This is a genomic window from Nonomuraea sp. NPDC049419 (assembly GCF_040676995.1).
Classification (GTDB): Bacteria; Actinomycetota; Actinomycetes; order Streptosporangiales; family Streptosporangiaceae; genus Nonomuraea; species Nonomuraea salmonea.
In genome coordinates this window covers 87,433-102,206 of sequence record NZ_JBFAQB010000028.1, presented here as the reverse complement: position 1 = coordinate 102,206, position 14,774 = coordinate 87,433, and the positions used below count along the sequence as shown (strand labels likewise).

Sequence of the window (14,774 nt, the reverse complement as noted above, 5' to 3'; positions counted from 1 at the left end):
ACATTCCGAACCCGGAAGTTAAGCTTCCCTGCGCCGATGGTACTGCACTCGGGAGGGTGTGGGAGAGTAGGTCACCGCCGGACAATCTTTAAGGGGAAGGGTCTCGACACCATGTTTGGTGTTGGGGCCCTTTCCGCATGTCCGGACCCCTCTTTTTTCCGCATGGCGGGGTCTTTCCGCGTGTCCGCGGTCGTGATTCTGGGGCCGTGGTCTTTTTGCATAGGTTAGGTTCTTCTTTGGGCCGCGGTCTTTCTCGGTGGGGCCGGCTTTTGCGGCTGCAGTTGCTTCTCGGAGTTCGAGGGCCAGCGTGCTTCTTGCTGGTTTTTGGGTTCGGGGGCGGGTGCCCGGTTCTTGGGGTTAGGGGCGGTCGGTGGTTCCGGTGGGGCTGTTCATGCCTTGGGCATGAGGCCCTGCTTGCCGGCTTTCTGATGCGGGGCCTGGGTCACGCCGGAGGAGTTGCTGTATTAGCTGGTGGAACCCGCCCAGGCGCTTCTTTGTGCAGCCTCCAATCCTCGACTCCCAGTCCCCTATCCCGAGACTCAACCCCAATCCCCGGCCTCCAGGTCCGATCCCCATGCCCGACCCCCCAGTCCGGACTCCGCGGCTCGACCCCGAGCGCCGAGCTGGTCTGTAACGTCGGGGCTGTTCGTCTTGCCGGAGGTTGTGGTGGTTGTTGTTGGGCTAGGCCCCGGCCGGTATTCGGTCGGGGCCCTTTTGCGTTCAGGCAGGGTTTTCGTCTGTGGGGAGGGGGCGGAGGACGAAGACGCCCCAGCCGAGGTAGTCGCGGCCGTACTCCAGGTGCGAGCGGCGGGAGCGGGTCAGGAAGTCGCGCATCGCCGGGACGTCCGGGTCATCGGGGTTGCTGCGGAGCCAGTCGCTGATCGCCCACCATTGCGGGGCCATGTAGCGGTCCCAGCTGTCAGGGTCGGCCAGGACCATTTCCAGGAGTTCGAAGCCGGCCTGTTCGGCGCGGTCGGCCGTACCGATCAATGAGGTGAACTCGTCCGCGCTGATCTGCAGCGCGGCGAGAGCCTCGGGCGGCGGGGGAGAGGTCCAATAGCAGTCGCCCACCAGTACGATGCCGCCGGGGCGCAACGAGCGGCGCATCAGGGACAGCGTGCCCTGGAGGCCGCCGCCGATCCAGGTGGCGCCGATGCAGGACACGACGTCGTACGACTCGGGAACGTCCATGTACGTACTCGCGTCGGCTTCCACGAACTTGACCTGGTCGGCGACGGCCAGTTCTTCCGCGCGGTTTCTGGCGGCGTCGAGAAACACCTTGCTGATGTCGACGCCCACGCCCTCGATCGCGTATTCGGCCGCCCAGCGGGAAAGGAGTTCGCCCTTTCCGCAGGCCAGGTCGAGGATGCGGGTGCCGGGGGTGAAACCACAGATCTCGCCGAGCAGGCGGAGTTTGCCGTCCGTCAGGGGGTTCAGAATTCGGTGGCGGGATTCGGCGATTTCGTGGAAGCGCAGTGACATGCCGAGCAGTCTCGCTGACGGTGTGTTCTGGGGCCACTCATTATCGGATTGCGGCAGGCTCGTGGACGTTCCGGGGCTTGCTAGGCTGGGAGGACACCGGGCCACCCCAGGGGTGGCCTTCGTCGCGTAAGGCCCGCAGGCGGGCGGCGACCAGCCACGGTGGACCGTTGTTGAGAGTCCGCTGGGTGAGCCAACGAAATGGACCAGAAGTGAACAGAGATAACGGATCGGACGGCGGACAGCGCGGGCGCGGCGACTACGGGGACAGGCGCTCCGACGGAGGGGGTAGAAGCGGCGGGTACGGATCCCGCGGGCGTGACTCCGGCGGCGACCGTCCGTTCCGTTCCGACGACAGGTCGCGCTACGGCAACCGCGGCGACCGTGGGCCGAGGCGCGACGACCCCCGAGACGACCGCGGCGGACGCCGCGACGGCGACGATCGCCGTTCCTACCGGGACCGTGATGACCGGGGGCCGCGTCGCGAGTACGGGTCCCGGGATGACCGTGGTCCTCGCCGTGAGGGTGGGTTCCGCGATGATCGGGGTCCTCGGCGTGAAGGGGACGATCGTCGTCCCTATCGGGATCGGGATGATCGTGGGCCGCGTCGTGAGGGTGGTTACCGGGATGACCGGGGTCCGCGTCGCGAAGGTGGGTTCCGCGATGATCGGGGTCCGCGCCGTGAGGGCGGGTTCAGCGATGATCGGGGTCCTCGGCGTGAGTTCCGTGATGATCGAGGGCCGCGTCGTGAGTACGGGTCCCGGGATGACCGTGGGCCGCGTCGCGAGGGCGGGTTCCGGGACGATCGGGGTCCGCGTCGGGATGATCGGGGTCCTCGGCGTGAAGGGGACGATCGTCGTCCCTTCCGGGACCGCGACGATCGCGGGCCGCGCCGCGAGGGCGGTTACGGGGATCGGCGTGAGGGCGGCTACTCGCCGCGTCGTGAGGGTGGCTTTCGGGATGACCGGGGTCCGCGTCGCGAGGGCGGGTTCCGGGATGATCGGGGTCCGCGCCGTGAGGGCGGGTCCCGGGATGACCGTGGGCCGCGCCGTGAGGGCGGGTTCCGGGATGATCGGGGTCCGCGCCGTGAAGGCGGGTCCCGGGATGACCGTGGGCCGCGCCGTGAGGGCGGGTTCCGGGATGACCGGGGTCCGCGTCGTGAAGGCGGGTTCCGGGACGATCGGGGTCCGCGTCGGGATGACCGGGGTCCTCGGCGTGAAGGGGACGATCGTCGTCCCTTCCGGGACCGCGACGATCGCGGGCCGCGCCGCGAGGGCGGCTACGGCGGCCGGCGCGAAGGGGGCTACGGCGACCGCCGCGAAGGTCCGCAGCGTGACGGAGGACGTGGCGACTCCCGTCCGTTCTCGCGTGACAGCCGTCGTGAGGACGGCCCCGCAGGCACTCGCGCCCGCTACGGCAGGAGCGACCGCGACGCCGCCCCTGAGGCGCCGCAGCGGGAGAGGCTGCCCGAAGTGGCGCCCGACATCACCGTCGACGAGCTCGACAAGGAGGTGCTGGAGGAGCTGGGTTCGCTCCCTGGTGACCTAGCCGACCTGGTCGGACGGCACCTCGTCGCGGCCGAGCGGGCCCTCGAGGAGGACGACCCCGACAGGGCGCACGAGCACACCAAGGTGGCGCGCCGGTTCGCGGCACGCATCGGCGTCGTACGCGAGGCGGCGGGCATCGTCGCCTACCGGGCCGGGCACTACTCCGAGGCGCTGAGCGACCTGCGGGCGGCCAGGAGGATGACGGGGTCCGAGGCGTACCTGCCGGTCATGGCCGACTGCGAGCGCGGTCTCGGCCGTCCCGAGCGGGCCATCGACCTCGTACGCTCCCCTGAAGCCGAGCGCCTCGACCGGGCCGGACGCATCGAGCTGACCATCGTCGAATCCGGCGCCCGCCGTGACCTCGGCCAGCACGACGCCGCCGTCATCACGCTGCAGCGGCTGCCCGAGCTGCGTGACCCGCAGCCACGGCCGTGGTCGGCGCGGCTGGCGTTCGCGTACGCGGACGCACTGGCCGAAGCCGGACACCAGGAGGCGGCGACCGACTGGTTCGGGCGGGCGATGGCGTTCGACGAGGACGGCGAGACGGACGCGGCCGAGCGGTACGCGGAGCTGACCGGGTCCATCATCGAGGACGTCGAAGAGGACTACGACTACGAGGACGACTTCGACGACGCCGGCGCCGTCGAGACCGGGACCGCTGCCGAGGCGGACGAGGACACGGACGACGACGCCGCGCTCGCCGAGGCCGGTGACCTGCTGGGTGCGGAGGCCGTGGCCGAGGAGGGCGCGGAGGACGTACCGGAGGAGACCGTGTTCGAGGCTCCGGAGGCGGTCGGATCGGCTGAGGTCGAAGAGGACTCTGCGAACGAGGACTCCGGAGACGAGGACTCCGGGGACGAGGACGACTTCGCGGCCGGCGAGGTCGCCGGAAACGGCGAGGACTCGGCCGCCTCAGCCGCCTCGGGCTCCGAGACCGGCGGCGAGCCTGAGCCTGCGGTTGAGGCTCAGGCCGGTGAGGTGCCCGGCATCACGCCGGCGTTCATCGAGCCCCACTTCGATGAGGAGCCGGGCAAGGAGAAGCCGGGCAAGTCGGACGACTGACCGGCACTACCGCTGACATAGGTGCGGCGGGCACGCGCGTGATCGCGGGTGCCCGCCGCACGTCTGTTTCGGCGCTTCGCAGCCGCTCCACCTGCTGCCTCGCCATTCTCGGCACGTACCGGCTCTGACAGAGGGCTGGTTCGGACGCACCGTTGGCCCTCCTGGAAGCCGCCACTGGTCTGCGTGCGTGTGGCGGAGGAGCGAGGGAGCGTCAGGGTGAGACGCGGTTGAGCCAGTGCAGGATTCCCGCCACGTTGGACGGCGCCCCGCTCAGCAGCTCGAACTGCTCGGCCCGTTCCTCATCGGACGTCAGCGCGGTGTAGCGCTCCTTCGTCCGGTCCCTGACCATGGCGACGGCATGGTCGAGGTCCATGCCCTCGGAATGGGCCTGCCGCGTCAGGTCCACCCATACCCGGAGCTCTTCGGCAGACCGTTCCAGCGTCTCCTTGACGGCATCGACCGGCCCGTAGTGGCTGAACAGCAGCCGTTGCGGCTCAAGGGCCTCGAACAGCGCGATCGAGTCGAGTGCCGTCTGCAGGTCGAAGTCCGGGGGCGGGGTGGCGGGGCGCAGATCGCCCGTTTCCGGCAGGTAGACGCCGGCCGCGTCGCCGACGTACAGGTCGCCGGTGGCCGAGTCGACCAGGCCCACGTGGTGTTTGGCGTGGCCGGGGGAGTAATGGCTGCTCAGCGTACGTCCGTTGCCCAGGTCGATGGCGCCGGTGTCGCCGAGGGCGACGATGCGTTCGGCCTCGGTGGGGGACAGCTCGCCGAAGAGCGTGTCGAGCTTGTCGCCCCACACCATGCGCGCGCTGGCCATCAGCCGCGAGGGCTCGGCGAGGTGACGTGCGCCCTTCTCGTGGACGACGACCTGCGCGGACGGGAAGAACCTGGCGATGTCGCCCACCCCGCCGGCATGGTCGAGGTGGATGTGGGTCACGACGACCGTGGCGAGGTCCTCGGGTCCGACGCCGAGCGAGGCGATCGCGTCGCGCACCACGGGCGCCGAGGTCGACGTACCCGTCTCCACCAGGCACGGCCGGTCGCTCATGATGAGATAGCCGGCCGTGATGCCGGAGTATCCGGCCATCTTGGTGTCGATCTCATAGACGTCCCCGCCCAGCGCGGTGATGTTGTCCACAGGCACTCCCGATCGTCCAGCCGCTGTCCCCAGAACGGCATTCCAGCCGATCCGGCCTCCTCCACATCGTAGAGAGTGATCTCCACCAGAGCACCGATAGGAGGACGACCGTGGACCGAAACGAAGTCTTGCTGGTGGGGAGGCTGTCAGCGCCGGCCGAGGAGCATCCCTTGCCGAGCGGCGACACGGCGACGAAGTGGCGCATCATCGTCCGCCGCCGCCGAAGCCGCCGGGGCGCGGCCCTGACCGACAGTATCCCGTGCGTCACGTTCGACCCGGAGACGGCCGCGGTGGTCCGCGCCCTCAAGCCCCGCGACTACGTCGAGGTGACAGGGTCGTTCCGCTGTCGCGTCTTCGGGCCGTCGGCGGCCAAGATCTGGCGGTACGAGGTGGAGGTGAGCGACGCCAAACCGTACGAGGCCGGCCTCCCCGCCCCGGGTTCCGGACCCGAGGACGACACCGACGGAAACCAGGTGACGGCCCTGATCCCCCGGCAGGTGCAGTACTTGGCCCCCACAGGCTGACCGTCCGCCTAACGGGCGCAGCCCAACAGCCCCATAGGCCACACCGCCCCTATCCCGCCGTTCGCGGTTGTCGGTTCGTGGTTCGCGGGCTGGTGCCTCGGCGGCGCGGCGATGCGGTGCGGCGGGGCTGCTCGGCGGGGCTGCTCGGCGGGGCTGCTCGGCGGCGGAGGCTGGGCGGTCCGACGGTGGTGACGGCTCGGCGGTGTGGCAGCGGCAGGCGTTGGGCGGATCGGTGGATGCGAGGGCTTCTGAGGGTGGTGACTTGGGGCGTAGGTGTTTGACGGCTGAGGCCGTTTGCATCGCCTGCTACTCGGCCAACCGACTTAGCCAATCGGCTACCTGCCTGAGGAGCCCGCGGGCTCCGACGTCATGAGCCTCGGTGACTGTGTCGACCTCGCGCTCGGAATGCTGCGGGTAGCTGTGCACATCCGGTTTCTTGGTGACGAGGTGAGACTTCTGGCGAGCTGAAGGAGGCCAACTGCTTCTCATCGGAGTCCCGTGTGGACGCCTCTAGGCGCGTTCAGGGGCGCCTCTAGGTCTTTCTGGCTATCTGGTCCGAGGGCTTGCCGGTTGAGGGTTCCTGGGGCTCTACGGCTGCGGGTTTGGCACGGACCGCGACGGCTTAGCTACGACGGAGGCGGGAGTGGTCGCTTGAAGGGGGACGTGGAGTGTGGGCTCTCGCGGCGCGGCCTCGGGATGGTCCTGTTGTGGGTGGGGTGGTGGTTGGTGTGCGTTTCGTGGCTTAGGTCGGGTGGCGTCAGAGACGTCCTGGGGGAGTGGGATTGAGGATTGTTGGTTTCGTGTGTTGGTTGCTGGGGGCAATGTGGGAAGCTGCAAGAGATGGCCGGGGGTGTTTTTCTCTACCGGCAAGTGAGGGCAGGGTGGGACTCATCCCGTCATTTCTCCTGGTCAGGCGGTTCGGTGGGGAGAAGGAATCACACCGGAGCTGGAGATCGACCCCACCTCTGCGTCCGTCTGCTGTCACCATAGGCCGCAGTTAGCAGGCCCGGCAGTCCTGCCTGGCCACGGCACTATCGCAACAGGGTAGGTCGGATGGACGTAGAGGCAGAGATCACCATCCTCAAGCAGCGCCTCGAGGTGCTGGAGGCCGCGTCGTCCGCTGGTGCGGACGAGGTCGCGACGTCGGGTGATGCCGGCGCTCCTGTCGTCGTCCAGTTCTCTCAGGAAGTGGCCGACGAGCTGGAGGCCCTCAACGTGGAGATCACGGGGCTCCGCTGGCAGATGAGGGACTACCACGCGTCCAGCCAGGCCCAGCTCCAGCAGCAGCTCGACGATCTCCGTATCGGTATGTGTCTGCTCGACTGCAAACTCGATGAGTTGCTCAAGAGGAGCACGGCTTAGGGGAGGAAAGGCCCGAGTAAGTGGGGTAGGGGCTTCGCAGTTTCCTGCGGGGCCCCTTTTTCATTGGCGGACTGACGACCCGGGGTAGCCATACCAGGCCAGGCGGCGACCGTATATCTCTGGTCCGGCGTGGTTGGCGCCCCGGGTTGTTGGTTCAGTCGATGGCGAAGGTGCGGAGGAGCAGGCCGGTGCGGGGTTTGGGGCCGAAGGAGGTGGATTTGCGGGGGACGCGTTCGCCTGCCGCTGCGACGGCCAAGACGTCCTCTACCGCCAGGGGGTTCAGCAGGACCGCGGTGCCGCCGGTTCGGGTGGCGAGGTCGGTGGCGGCCTGGGCGTCGTGGTGGACGATGCGTACGCCCTGGTCGCTGTCCTGCATGCCCCACACCACCGGGAGGATGAACTCCGTGAGGATGGAGGTGCTGAGGGTGTTCCAGCGGTCGGAGTGGTCGGCGGGCATGGCGCGGGCCAGCTGTACGGGGTCGGGGCTGGTGAGCAGGTGGGCGCTGTGCGTGTCGGCCAGCAGGAAGGCCGGCTCGGCGGCCTCCTGGAGTGCGGCGAGGCCGTCGGACAGGGTCTCGTAGTCCTGGACCCGCCAGGCGCCCTTGGCCTTGGCCGTGGCCTCGGCGAGCGGGAGGCCGGGGATGACGCGGTGGATGGCCTTGAGGTCGGGCGGGTACGCGCCGGAGTCCACCAGCAGGGCGAGGCCGAAGTCCCAGGGGCCGGCGGCGGGCGCGTCGCGTGTGGCGCGTTCCTGCCGCTGAAGTACGCGGTACGTCGCGTACCGGTGGTGGCCGTCGGCGATGAGGGCCTGTCGGGGGTGGAGGTCGGCGTTGACGGCGGCTATTTCCGACTCGTCGGTGATGGCCCACAGGCGGTGGGTGAGTCCGTCCTCGGTGCGCGCGGTGACCAGGGGGCGGCGGGTCGTGGCGACCTCATCCACCAGGCCGGTGGCGGTGCCGCCGGAGCCGTCGTACAGGAGGAAGATCGGCTCCAGGTTGGCCTGCGTCGTGCTCATGAGGGCCAGGCGGTCGGCGATGGGACCGGGCATGACGTCCTCGTGCGGCAGGATGACGCGCTGGGCGGGGTCGGCGAGCGCGACGTCGCCGATGAGTCCGCGCTGCAGGACGCCGGGGCCGCTCTGCTCGTAGACGTAGAGGGCGGGCTGCTCGTCGGCGACCAGGACGCCCGACTCGAGCCAGGCGCGCAGGGTCTCCCTGGCGTCGGCGTACCGGCCGGGTGACGGCTGGGACGCCGCTGCGTTCGTGGTGCTTGAGGAGTCGCCTGAAGGCGGACAGGGAAGGATGAGACGGACGACGTTGTTCGGGTGAGAGTCAAGGAGGACCTCGACGTCGGCGTCGGAGATCAGGTCGTACGGCGGGGAGGTCACCTTGGCGGGATCTTCGACAGCGAAACGTACGCCGCGGAAGGGCCGTAGCGCCAGTCCACCTGGTATCGGCAGTTCAGGAGTCCCCATACCGGGCATGCTGCCATAAATGCCTGTGCCTTCCGAAAACCGGCCCATCGATGGCAGTCGTGCCCGTACCGCGGCGGAGCGGAGCGGGGTCGCCGTACAGCGATGAAGGAGTTCTCACCCATGGCTCACGAGGGAAACGGACATGACGAGAAACCGGGTGCTCCCAGGGGTGGTGTTTACGACTGGTACCAGCGCGGGGTCAAGCTGCTGAAAGAGGGCAGTCCCGCGGCCGCGGCGGCGTTGCTGGAACGTGCCGCCGAGGCGGAGCCCGAGTCGCGCAGCATCCTGGAGGCGCTGGCGCGGGCCCAGTTCAACTCGCGGCAGTACGCCGAGGCCGCGGCGCGGTTCCGGCAGATCGTGGACGCCAACCCGACCGAGGACTATGCCTACTTCGGCCTGGGATTGGCGTTGTGGCGGACGGGGGACGTGGAAGGCGCCCAGGAACCGCTGGCCATCGCGGTGGCCATGCGGCCCGACGACAGGAATTACGTGAAGGCGTTGCGGAGCGTGCGTGCGACCTTGAAGGCCCGCAGGGAGATGTGACCTACCGCGGGGCCGGTGGGAAGGCAGCGCTAGAGTCGCACGCGGCGTGACAGGCGAACGGAAGAGGCGCTGTGCTGATCGACGGCTTTGACACCCTGCTGCTCGACCTCGACGGCGTGGTCTATCTGGGCAGGCAGGCGATCCCCGGTGCCGGCGAGGCGCTGCAGGAGGCGCGGGCGCGCGGGGCGCGGCTCGCGTACGTCACCAACAACGCCTCACGCACCCCCTCCGCGATCGCCGCCCACCTGCGCGCGCTCGGGGCGCCCGCGACCGCGGCCGACGTCGTGACCTCGGCGCAGGCCGCCGCCCGGCTGGTCGCCGAGCGGGTTGCGCCCGGCGCCAACGTGCTCGTCGTCGGCGGTTCCGGATTGCGGCTGGCCGTACGCGACCGCGGGCTCAGGCCGGTCTCGACGGCCGCGGAGTCGCCGGTGGCGGTGGTGCAGGGGTTCACGTACGAGCTGTCGTACGCGCTGATCGCCGAAGGGGCGCTGGCGGTGCGGCAAGGAGCGCTGTTCGTGGCCTCCAACAGCGACAGCACGCTGCCGAGCCCGCGCGGCGAGCTGCCGGGCAACGGCGCGCTGGTACGCGTGATCGCCACGGCCACCGGAGTCGAGCCCATCTACGCAGGCAAGCCCGACCCGCCGCTGCACCGCGAGTCCATGATCAGGACGAACGCGCGGCGTCCCCTGGTCGTGGGCGACCGGCTCGACACCGACATCGAGGGGGCCACCAACGCGGGGGTCGAGAGCCTGCTCGTGCTGACCGGGGTCGCGACGCCGGCCGACGTGTTGACGGCCGAGCCCCGCCACCGGCCCACGTACGTGGGCGAGGACCTGCGGGCGCTGCTCGAGCCCTATCCCGAGGTACGCGACGGCGCCTGCGGCGGCTGGCGGGCCCGGTGGGAGGACGGGGCGCTGCGCCTGGAAGGAGACGGCAGCAGGATCGACGGGCTGCGCGCGGCCTGCGACGCCGCCTGGGCCGCCGCCGGTGAGGGCCGCCTGGAGGAGGACGCTGTGAAGCCTGCCCTCGACCGGCTCACGTAATAGGAGGAAAGGGGCCGGAGGGGAGGAAAAGGGGCCGGGTGGCCTCAGGAGGACGCCGGATCCGGCACACGCCCGATCAGCTGGGGCGGCGGGTGGAGGGTGCGGGGTTCGGCACGCGCCCGATCAGCTGGGGCGGCGGGTGGAGGGTGCGGGGTTCGGCACACGCCCGATCAGCTGGGGCGGCGGGTGGAGGGTGCGGGGTTCGGCACGCGCCCGATCGGCCGGGGCGGCGGGTGGAGGGTGCGGGGTTCGGCACACGCGCGATCAGCCAGGCCGGCCGGTTGAGGGCGTCCTTGAGCGGGGTCAGAGGAGGCGGCGCAGGCGCAGCAAGTCGCCGAAGCTGGCGTCGACCTTCACCCGGCCCCCGAGCAGTGCCCGAGCAAGGTCAAGCTCGCCGTCGACCAGCGCCACCAGGTCGTCGCTGACGATCGTGAGCTTGACGTCGGCGGGCTTGCCGTCGGCCGGCGGCGACTCCGCGAACGGGTCGAGCCCCCCGTGATGCAGCCGGCCGTAGAACGTCACGTCGAGGTCGGACACCCGGCAGCTGACCGTACGCTCGACCACGTGCTTGGCGCGATCCGCCTCATCGATCTCGTCGAACTGGGTGACGAGCTTGGCCAGTGCCGCCCGGCACTCCTCGACGCTTGCCATGGTGCGTATCCTTTCATCCCTTTGCGGACGGTAGCGTTCCACATCAGTAGCACCCCCGTACGAGCTTCAACGAGTGACACGCCTGCCAAGGTCCCGGCCGCTCGCGGGAGGCGTTACGGTCGAGTCATGAGTGAGCTGCCGCAGGAGAGCGGCGACGCGCGGGTCGACGCCATCGTGGCGGGCCTCGCCCGGCTGGGCGAGCTGCCCGTGGCCGAGCACGTCGCGGTCTTCGACGAGGCGTTCTCGGGGCTGGAGAGCACGCTGGCCGCCGTGGAAGAGCACGTGGCCGAGCACGTGGAAGAGCCGGCCGGGCCGCGCGTCCCTGGACCGCCCGTCCCTGGACCGCGCGTCCCTGGACCGCCCGCCGTGGGACGCCCGTGAGCCGCAGGATCCGCCTCGACAGCGAGCTGGTCCGCCGCGGCATGGCCAGATCGCGTGAGCAGGCCGTCCAGCTGATCGAGGCGGGCCGCGTCAGCGTCGGCGGCCAGCGGGCGCGCAAGCCCGCCACCCAGGTCGACACGGCCGCCGCCATCGTCGTCGCCGCCTCGGACGAGGGCCCCGACTACGTTTCGCGCGGAGCGCACAAGCTGCTCGGCGCGCTCAGCGCGTTCACCGCCTTGAAGGTCGAGGGGCGCCGCTGCCTCGACGCGGGCGCCTCCACGGGCGGGTTCACCGACGTGCTGCTGCGCCACGGCGCGGCCCACGTGCTGGCGGTCGACGTCGGCTACGGCCAGCTCGCCTGGTCGCTGCGCTCCGACGAGCGGGTGACGGTCATGGAGCGGGTGAACGTCCGCGACCTCACCCCCGAGATGGTCGGCGAGCCGCCCACGCTGGTGGTCGGCGACCTGTCGTTCATCTCGCTGCGGCTGGTGCTGCCCGCGCTCGCCGCGGTCGCCGCCCCTGAGGCCGACTTCGTCATGCTGGTGAAGCCGCAGTTCGAGGTGGGCAAGGAGCGCGTTGGGGCGGGCGGCGTCGTCCGCGATCCCGAGCTGCGCGCGGGCGCGGTGCGCGACGCCGCGGCCAAGGCGCTGGAGCTGGGGCTGAGCGTGCGCGGAGTGACGGCGAGCCCGCTGCCGGGCCCGTCGGGGAACGTGGAATACCTGCTCTGGCTGGGCAAGGGGCAGGGCGAGCCGGGGGTCGCCGACCTCGAGGCCGAGATCCAGCGTGCCGTCGCGGAAGGGCCGCAATGAATCGCACCGTGCTGGTCGCCGTGCACACCGGGCGCGACGCCGCCATCGACAGTGCCCGGCTGGTCATCAACCGGCTGGTCGACGCCGGCATCACGGTCAGGGTGCTCGACACCGAGGCCGCCGAGCTGGGCTGCGGCGGCATCGAGGCGGTGCCGGGCGACCCCGGCGCGGCCAAGGACGCCGAGGTGATGATCGTGCTGGGCGGCGACGGTTCGCTGCTGCGCGCCGCCGAGCTGGCCAAGCCCGCGGGCACGCCGCTGCTCGGCGTCAACCTCGGGCACGTCGGGTTCCTCGCCGAGGCGGAGGTCGCCGACCTGGCCGCCGCCGTCGACAGCGTCGTGGCGGGCCGCTACGACGTTGAGGAGCGCATGACGATCGACGTTCTCGCCAGGCAGAACGGCCGCGTGCTCGCCGACACCTGGGCGCTCAACGAGATCACCGTCGAGAAACAGGAACGCATGCTGGAGGTGGTCGCCGAGATCGACGGCCGCCCGCTGTCGCGCTGGGGCTGCGACGGCGTGATCTGCGCCACCCCGACCGGCTCCACCGCCTATGCCTTCTCCGCCGGCGGCCCGGTCGTCTGGCCGGAGGTCGAGGCGCTGCTCATGGTGCCCATCAGCGCCCACGCGCTGTTCGCCAAGCCGCTGGTCGTCTCGCCGCGCTCGACGCTGGCCGTGGAGATTCTGCCCGACACCCCTGGCGGAGTCATGTGGTGTGACGGGCGCCGCAAGTTCGAGGTGCCGTCGGGCACCCGCGTCGAGGTGCGCAGGGGCGCCGAGCCCGTACGCCTGGCCCGCCTGCACGGCGTCGAGAGCACCGGCGCCCCCTTCACCGACCGGCTGGTCGCCAAGTTCGAACTGCCCGTCCAGGGGTGGCGCGGAAGGGCGCGACCCTGAGTGAATGGAGTACGGAGCGCGTAGGATCACGTGGTCAGCACGATCGACCGCGGACAGCGGCGTCAGACACGGCAGAGACACGCAGTGAACGGGAGTGGGCAGTGCGACCCAGGGTCGAGGAGGTCCGCATCCAGGGGCTCGGCGTCATCGACGAGGCCGTGCTCGAGCTTTCGCCTGGCTTCAACGTGGTCACCGGCGAGACCGGCGCGGGCAAGACGATGGTCGTGACCGGGCTCGGGCTGCTGTTCGGCGGCCGGGCCGATCCCGCGCGGGTGCGGCCGGGCGCCGATCGCGCGAGCGTGGAGGGCACGCTGGTCATCGAGCCAGGCGGGCGGGTCGCGCAGCAGGTCGAGGACATCGGCGGCGAGATCGAGGACGGCGAGCTGATCATCTCGCGCACCGTCTCGGCCGAGGGCAGGTCCAGGGCCTGGCTCGGCGGGCGCACGGTGCCGGTGGGCACGCTGACGTACCTCGCCGACGACCTGGTGGCGGTGCACGGCCAGATGGACCAGCAGCGGCTGCTGCAGCCGGCCAGGCAGCGCGCCGCGCTCGACCGCTACGCCGGTGACGAGCTGGTCAAACCCCTGCGGGCGTACGCGCAGGCGTACAAACGACACAAGCAGGTCGCCGCGCAGCTGGAGGAGCTGACGACCAGGGCGCGCGAGCGGGCGCAGGAGGCCGACCTGCTGCGCTTCGGCCTGGAGGAGATCGAGAAGGTCGATCCCAAAGCGGGCGAGGACGACGAGCTGCGCGGCGAGGAGGAGCGGCTCTCCCACGCCGACGCGCTGCGCAGCGCCGCGACGACCGCCCACACCGCGCTGCTCGGCGACCCGATGGAGGCCGCGGGCGGGGCGCGTGACGTGATCTCGCTGCTGGGGGAGGCGCGGGCGGCCGTGGAGGCCGTACGCGACTTCGACAGCCAGCTCGCGGGCATGGCCGACCGGCTGGCCGAGGCCGGCTACCTGATCTCCGACGTGGCCACCGACCTCGCGGCCTACGCGGAGTCCGTCGAGGCTGACCCGGCGCGGCTGGCGGCGGTGCAGGAGCGGCGTTCCGTCCTGTCCAGCTTGATCAGGAAATACGCCGCCGACAGCTCGGGCGTCCTGGCGTGGGCCCAGCAGGCCGCCGCCCGCCTGGGCGAGCTGGAGGGCGACGACGAGCGCATCGACGAGCTGACCCGCGAACACGACGAGCTGACCGTCCGGCTCACCGAGCTGGCCGACCGGCTGACCAAGGTGCGCGAGTCGGCGGCGGAGCGGTTCGGCAAGGCGGTCACGGAAGAGCTGACCGCGCTCGCCATGCCGCACGCCAGGGTCGTGGTCGAGCTCACCCAGAGCGCGGAGTTCGGGCCCGAGGGCCGCGACGAGGTGGAGCTGCGGATGGCCGCCCATCCCGCGGCGCCGCCGCTGCCGCTCACCAAGGGCGCGTCCGGCGGTGAGCTGAGCCGCGTGATGCTGGCCATCGAGGTGGTGTTCGCGGGCGCGGACCCGGTGCCGACGTTCGTGTTCGACGAGGTCGACGCGGGGGTCGGCGGGAAGGCCGCGGTCGAGATCGGCCGCCGGCTGGCCAGGCTCGCCCGCACCGCGCAGGTGATCGTGGTCACCCACCTGCCGCAGGTCGCCGCCTTCGCCGACCAGCACCTCGTGGTGGAGAAGGCGAGCGACGGCAGCATCGTGCGCAGCGGCGTGGTGACGCTCGATCACGAAGGACGTGTACGCGAACTGTCGCGCATGCTGGCCGGCATGGAGGACTCCGAGCTGGGCAGGGCCCACGCTGAGGAGTTGCTCGGCCTGGCCGCGGCGGACAGGTGATGCTGGGTGACATAGCGGACACGCCGCGTCATGCGTGGCCCCCGCGCTGTTTCA

Annotated in this window: 14 protein-coding genes and 1 rRNA gene; 11 read left to right on the top strand and 4 right to left on the bottom strand. The window is 70.8% G+C overall.

All coding sequences use genetic code 11. The features are described from left to right. Positions 1-83, top strand: a 5S ribosomal RNA gene (gene rrf / locus AB0K12_RS44495); the annotation flags it as partial. A 637-nt stretch (positions 84-720) separates the two neighbouring features. Here the strand turns inward: rrf and AB0K12_RS44490 are convergent. Continuing rightward, complete coding sequence (locus tag AB0K12_RS44490; protein WP_364574671.1) at positions 721-1,482, bottom strand: methyltransferase domain-containing protein; 762 nt, start codon at positions 1,480-1,482, stop codon at positions 721-723. Positions 1,483-1,980: 498 nt separating this feature from the next. On the opposite strand from AB0K12_RS44490, the gene AB0K12_RS44485 reads away from it, so the two are divergent. Both AB0K12_RS44485 and AB0K12_RS44480 read left to right on the top strand, forming a co-directional pair. Beyond that, on the top strand, positions 1,981-3,027 hold the full coding sequence (locus tag AB0K12_RS44485) for a hypothetical protein (RefSeq protein WP_364574669.1): 1,047 nt from the start codon (positions 1,981-1,983) through the stop codon (positions 3,025-3,027). After that, complete coding sequence (locus AB0K12_RS44480) at positions 2,952-4,088, top strand: hypothetical protein (protein WP_364574667.1); 1,137 nt, start codon at positions 2,952-2,954, stop codon at positions 4,086-4,088. Before AB0K12_RS44485 ends, AB0K12_RS44480 begins: the two co-directional genes overlap by 76 nt. A 211-nt stretch (positions 4,089-4,299) precedes the next feature. On the opposite strand, the gene AB0K12_RS44475 is transcribed toward AB0K12_RS44480, so the two are convergent. After that, a complete protein-coding gene (locus tag AB0K12_RS44475) occupies positions 4,300-5,226 on the bottom strand; it encodes an MBL fold metallo-hydrolase (RefSeq protein WP_345386193.1) in 927 nt (308 codons plus the stop codon). A gap of 110 nt (positions 5,227-5,336) precedes the next feature. Between AB0K12_RS44475 and AB0K12_RS44470 the strand changes: the two genes are divergently transcribed. Both AB0K12_RS44470 and AB0K12_RS44465 read left to right on the top strand, forming a co-directional pair. Further along, positions 5,337-5,750, top strand: a complete 414-nt coding sequence (locus AB0K12_RS44470) for a single-stranded DNA-binding protein (RefSeq protein ID WP_364574665.1) — start codon at positions 5,337-5,339, stop codon at positions 5,748-5,750. A gap of 1,053 nt (positions 5,751-6,803) precedes the next feature. After that, positions 6,804-7,112, top strand: coding sequence for a hypothetical protein (locus AB0K12_RS44465; protein ID WP_364574663.1), 309 nt, complete (start codon positions 6,804-6,806; stop codon positions 7,110-7,112). A gap of 154 nt (positions 7,113-7,266) precedes the next feature. Here the strand turns inward: AB0K12_RS44465 and AB0K12_RS44460 are convergent, their stop codons facing one another. Next, a complete protein-coding gene (locus tag AB0K12_RS44460; protein WP_364574661.1) occupies positions 7,267-8,586 on the bottom strand; it encodes a DUF1015 domain-containing protein in 1,320 nt (439 codons plus the stop codon). 120 nt (positions 8,587-8,706) lie between these two features. Between AB0K12_RS44460 and AB0K12_RS44455 the strand changes: the two genes are divergently transcribed. Next, positions 8,707-9,129, top strand: a complete 423-nt coding sequence (locus tag AB0K12_RS44455) for a tetratricopeptide repeat protein (protein ID WP_364381161.1) — start codon at positions 8,707-8,709, stop codon at positions 9,127-9,129. 71 nt (positions 9,130-9,200) lie between these two features. Beyond that, complete coding sequence (locus AB0K12_RS44450; protein ID WP_364574658.1) at positions 9,201-10,172, top strand: HAD-IIA family hydrolase; 972 nt, start codon at positions 9,201-9,203, stop codon at positions 10,170-10,172. Between the two features lie 303 nt (positions 10,173-10,475). Here the strand turns inward: AB0K12_RS44450 and AB0K12_RS44445 are convergent, their stop codons facing one another. Further along, positions 10,476-10,823, bottom strand: coding sequence for an SCP2 sterol-binding domain-containing protein (locus tag AB0K12_RS44445; protein WP_355431882.1), 348 nt, complete (start codon positions 10,821-10,823; stop codon positions 10,476-10,478). Positions 10,824-10,949: 126 nt separating this feature from the next. Between AB0K12_RS44445 and AB0K12_RS44440 the strand changes: the two genes are divergently transcribed. The 4 genes from AB0K12_RS44440 (at position 10,950) to recN (ending at position 14,720) form a co-directional block, all read left to right on the top strand. Then, positions 10,950-11,204, top strand: coding sequence for a hypothetical protein (locus AB0K12_RS44440; protein WP_364574656.1), 255 nt, complete (start codon positions 10,950-10,952; stop codon positions 11,202-11,204). Beyond that, positions 11,201-12,013 (top strand): TlyA family RNA methyltransferase, encoded by an 813-nt coding sequence (locus AB0K12_RS44435; protein ID WP_364574654.1) that lies wholly within the window; start codon positions 11,201-11,203, stop codon positions 12,011-12,013. Before AB0K12_RS44440 ends, AB0K12_RS44435 begins: the two co-directional genes overlap by 4 nt. Further along, the gene (locus AB0K12_RS44430) at positions 12,010-12,909 is read left to right on the top strand and encodes an NAD kinase (RefSeq protein WP_364574652.1); all 900 of its coding nucleotides are present in this window, start codon (positions 12,010-12,012) and stop codon (positions 12,907-12,909) included. Before AB0K12_RS44435 ends, AB0K12_RS44430 begins: the two co-directional genes overlap by 4 nt. 101 nt (positions 12,910-13,010) lie before the next feature. After that, a complete protein-coding gene (gene recN, locus AB0K12_RS44425) occupies positions 13,011-14,720 on the top strand; it encodes a DNA repair protein RecN (RefSeq protein WP_355431870.1) in 1,710 nt (569 codons plus the stop codon). Positions 14,721-14,774 lie beyond the last annotated feature (54 nt).

What these genes read in the sequence shown, in the direction of transcription:
- AB0K12_RS44465 (WP_364574663.1), top strand. Translation starts at nt 6,804, where the DNA reads ATGGACGTAGAGGCAGAGATCACCATCCTCAAGCAGCGCCTCGAGGTG.
- AB0K12_RS44445 (WP_355431882.1), bottom strand. Translation starts at nt 10,823, where the DNA reads ATGGCAAGCGTCGAGGAGTGCCGGGCGGCACTGGCCAAGCTCGTCACC.
- AB0K12_RS44490 (WP_364574671.1), bottom strand. Translation starts at nt 1,482, where the DNA reads ATGTCACTGCGCTTCCACGAAATCGCCGAATCCCGCCACCGAATTCTG.
- AB0K12_RS44430 (WP_364574652.1), top strand. Translation starts at nt 12,010, where the DNA reads ATGAATCGCACCGTGCTGGTCGCCGTGCACACCGGGCGCGACGCCGCC.
- AB0K12_RS44485 (WP_364574669.1), top strand. Translation starts at nt 1,981, where the DNA reads ATGACCGTGGTCCTCGCCGTGAGGGTGGGTTCCGCGATGATCGGGGTC.
- AB0K12_RS44440 (WP_364574656.1), top strand. Translation starts at nt 10,950, where the DNA reads ATGAGTGAGCTGCCGCAGGAGAGCGGCGACGCGCGGGTCGACGCCATC.
- AB0K12_RS44455 (WP_364381161.1), top strand. Translation starts at nt 8,707, where the DNA reads ATGGCTCACGAGGGAAACGGACATGACGAGAAACCGGGTGCTCCCAGG.
- AB0K12_RS44460 (WP_364574661.1), bottom strand. Translation starts at nt 8,586, where the DNA reads ATGGGGACTCCTGAACTGCCGATACCAGGTGGACTGGCGCTACGGCCC.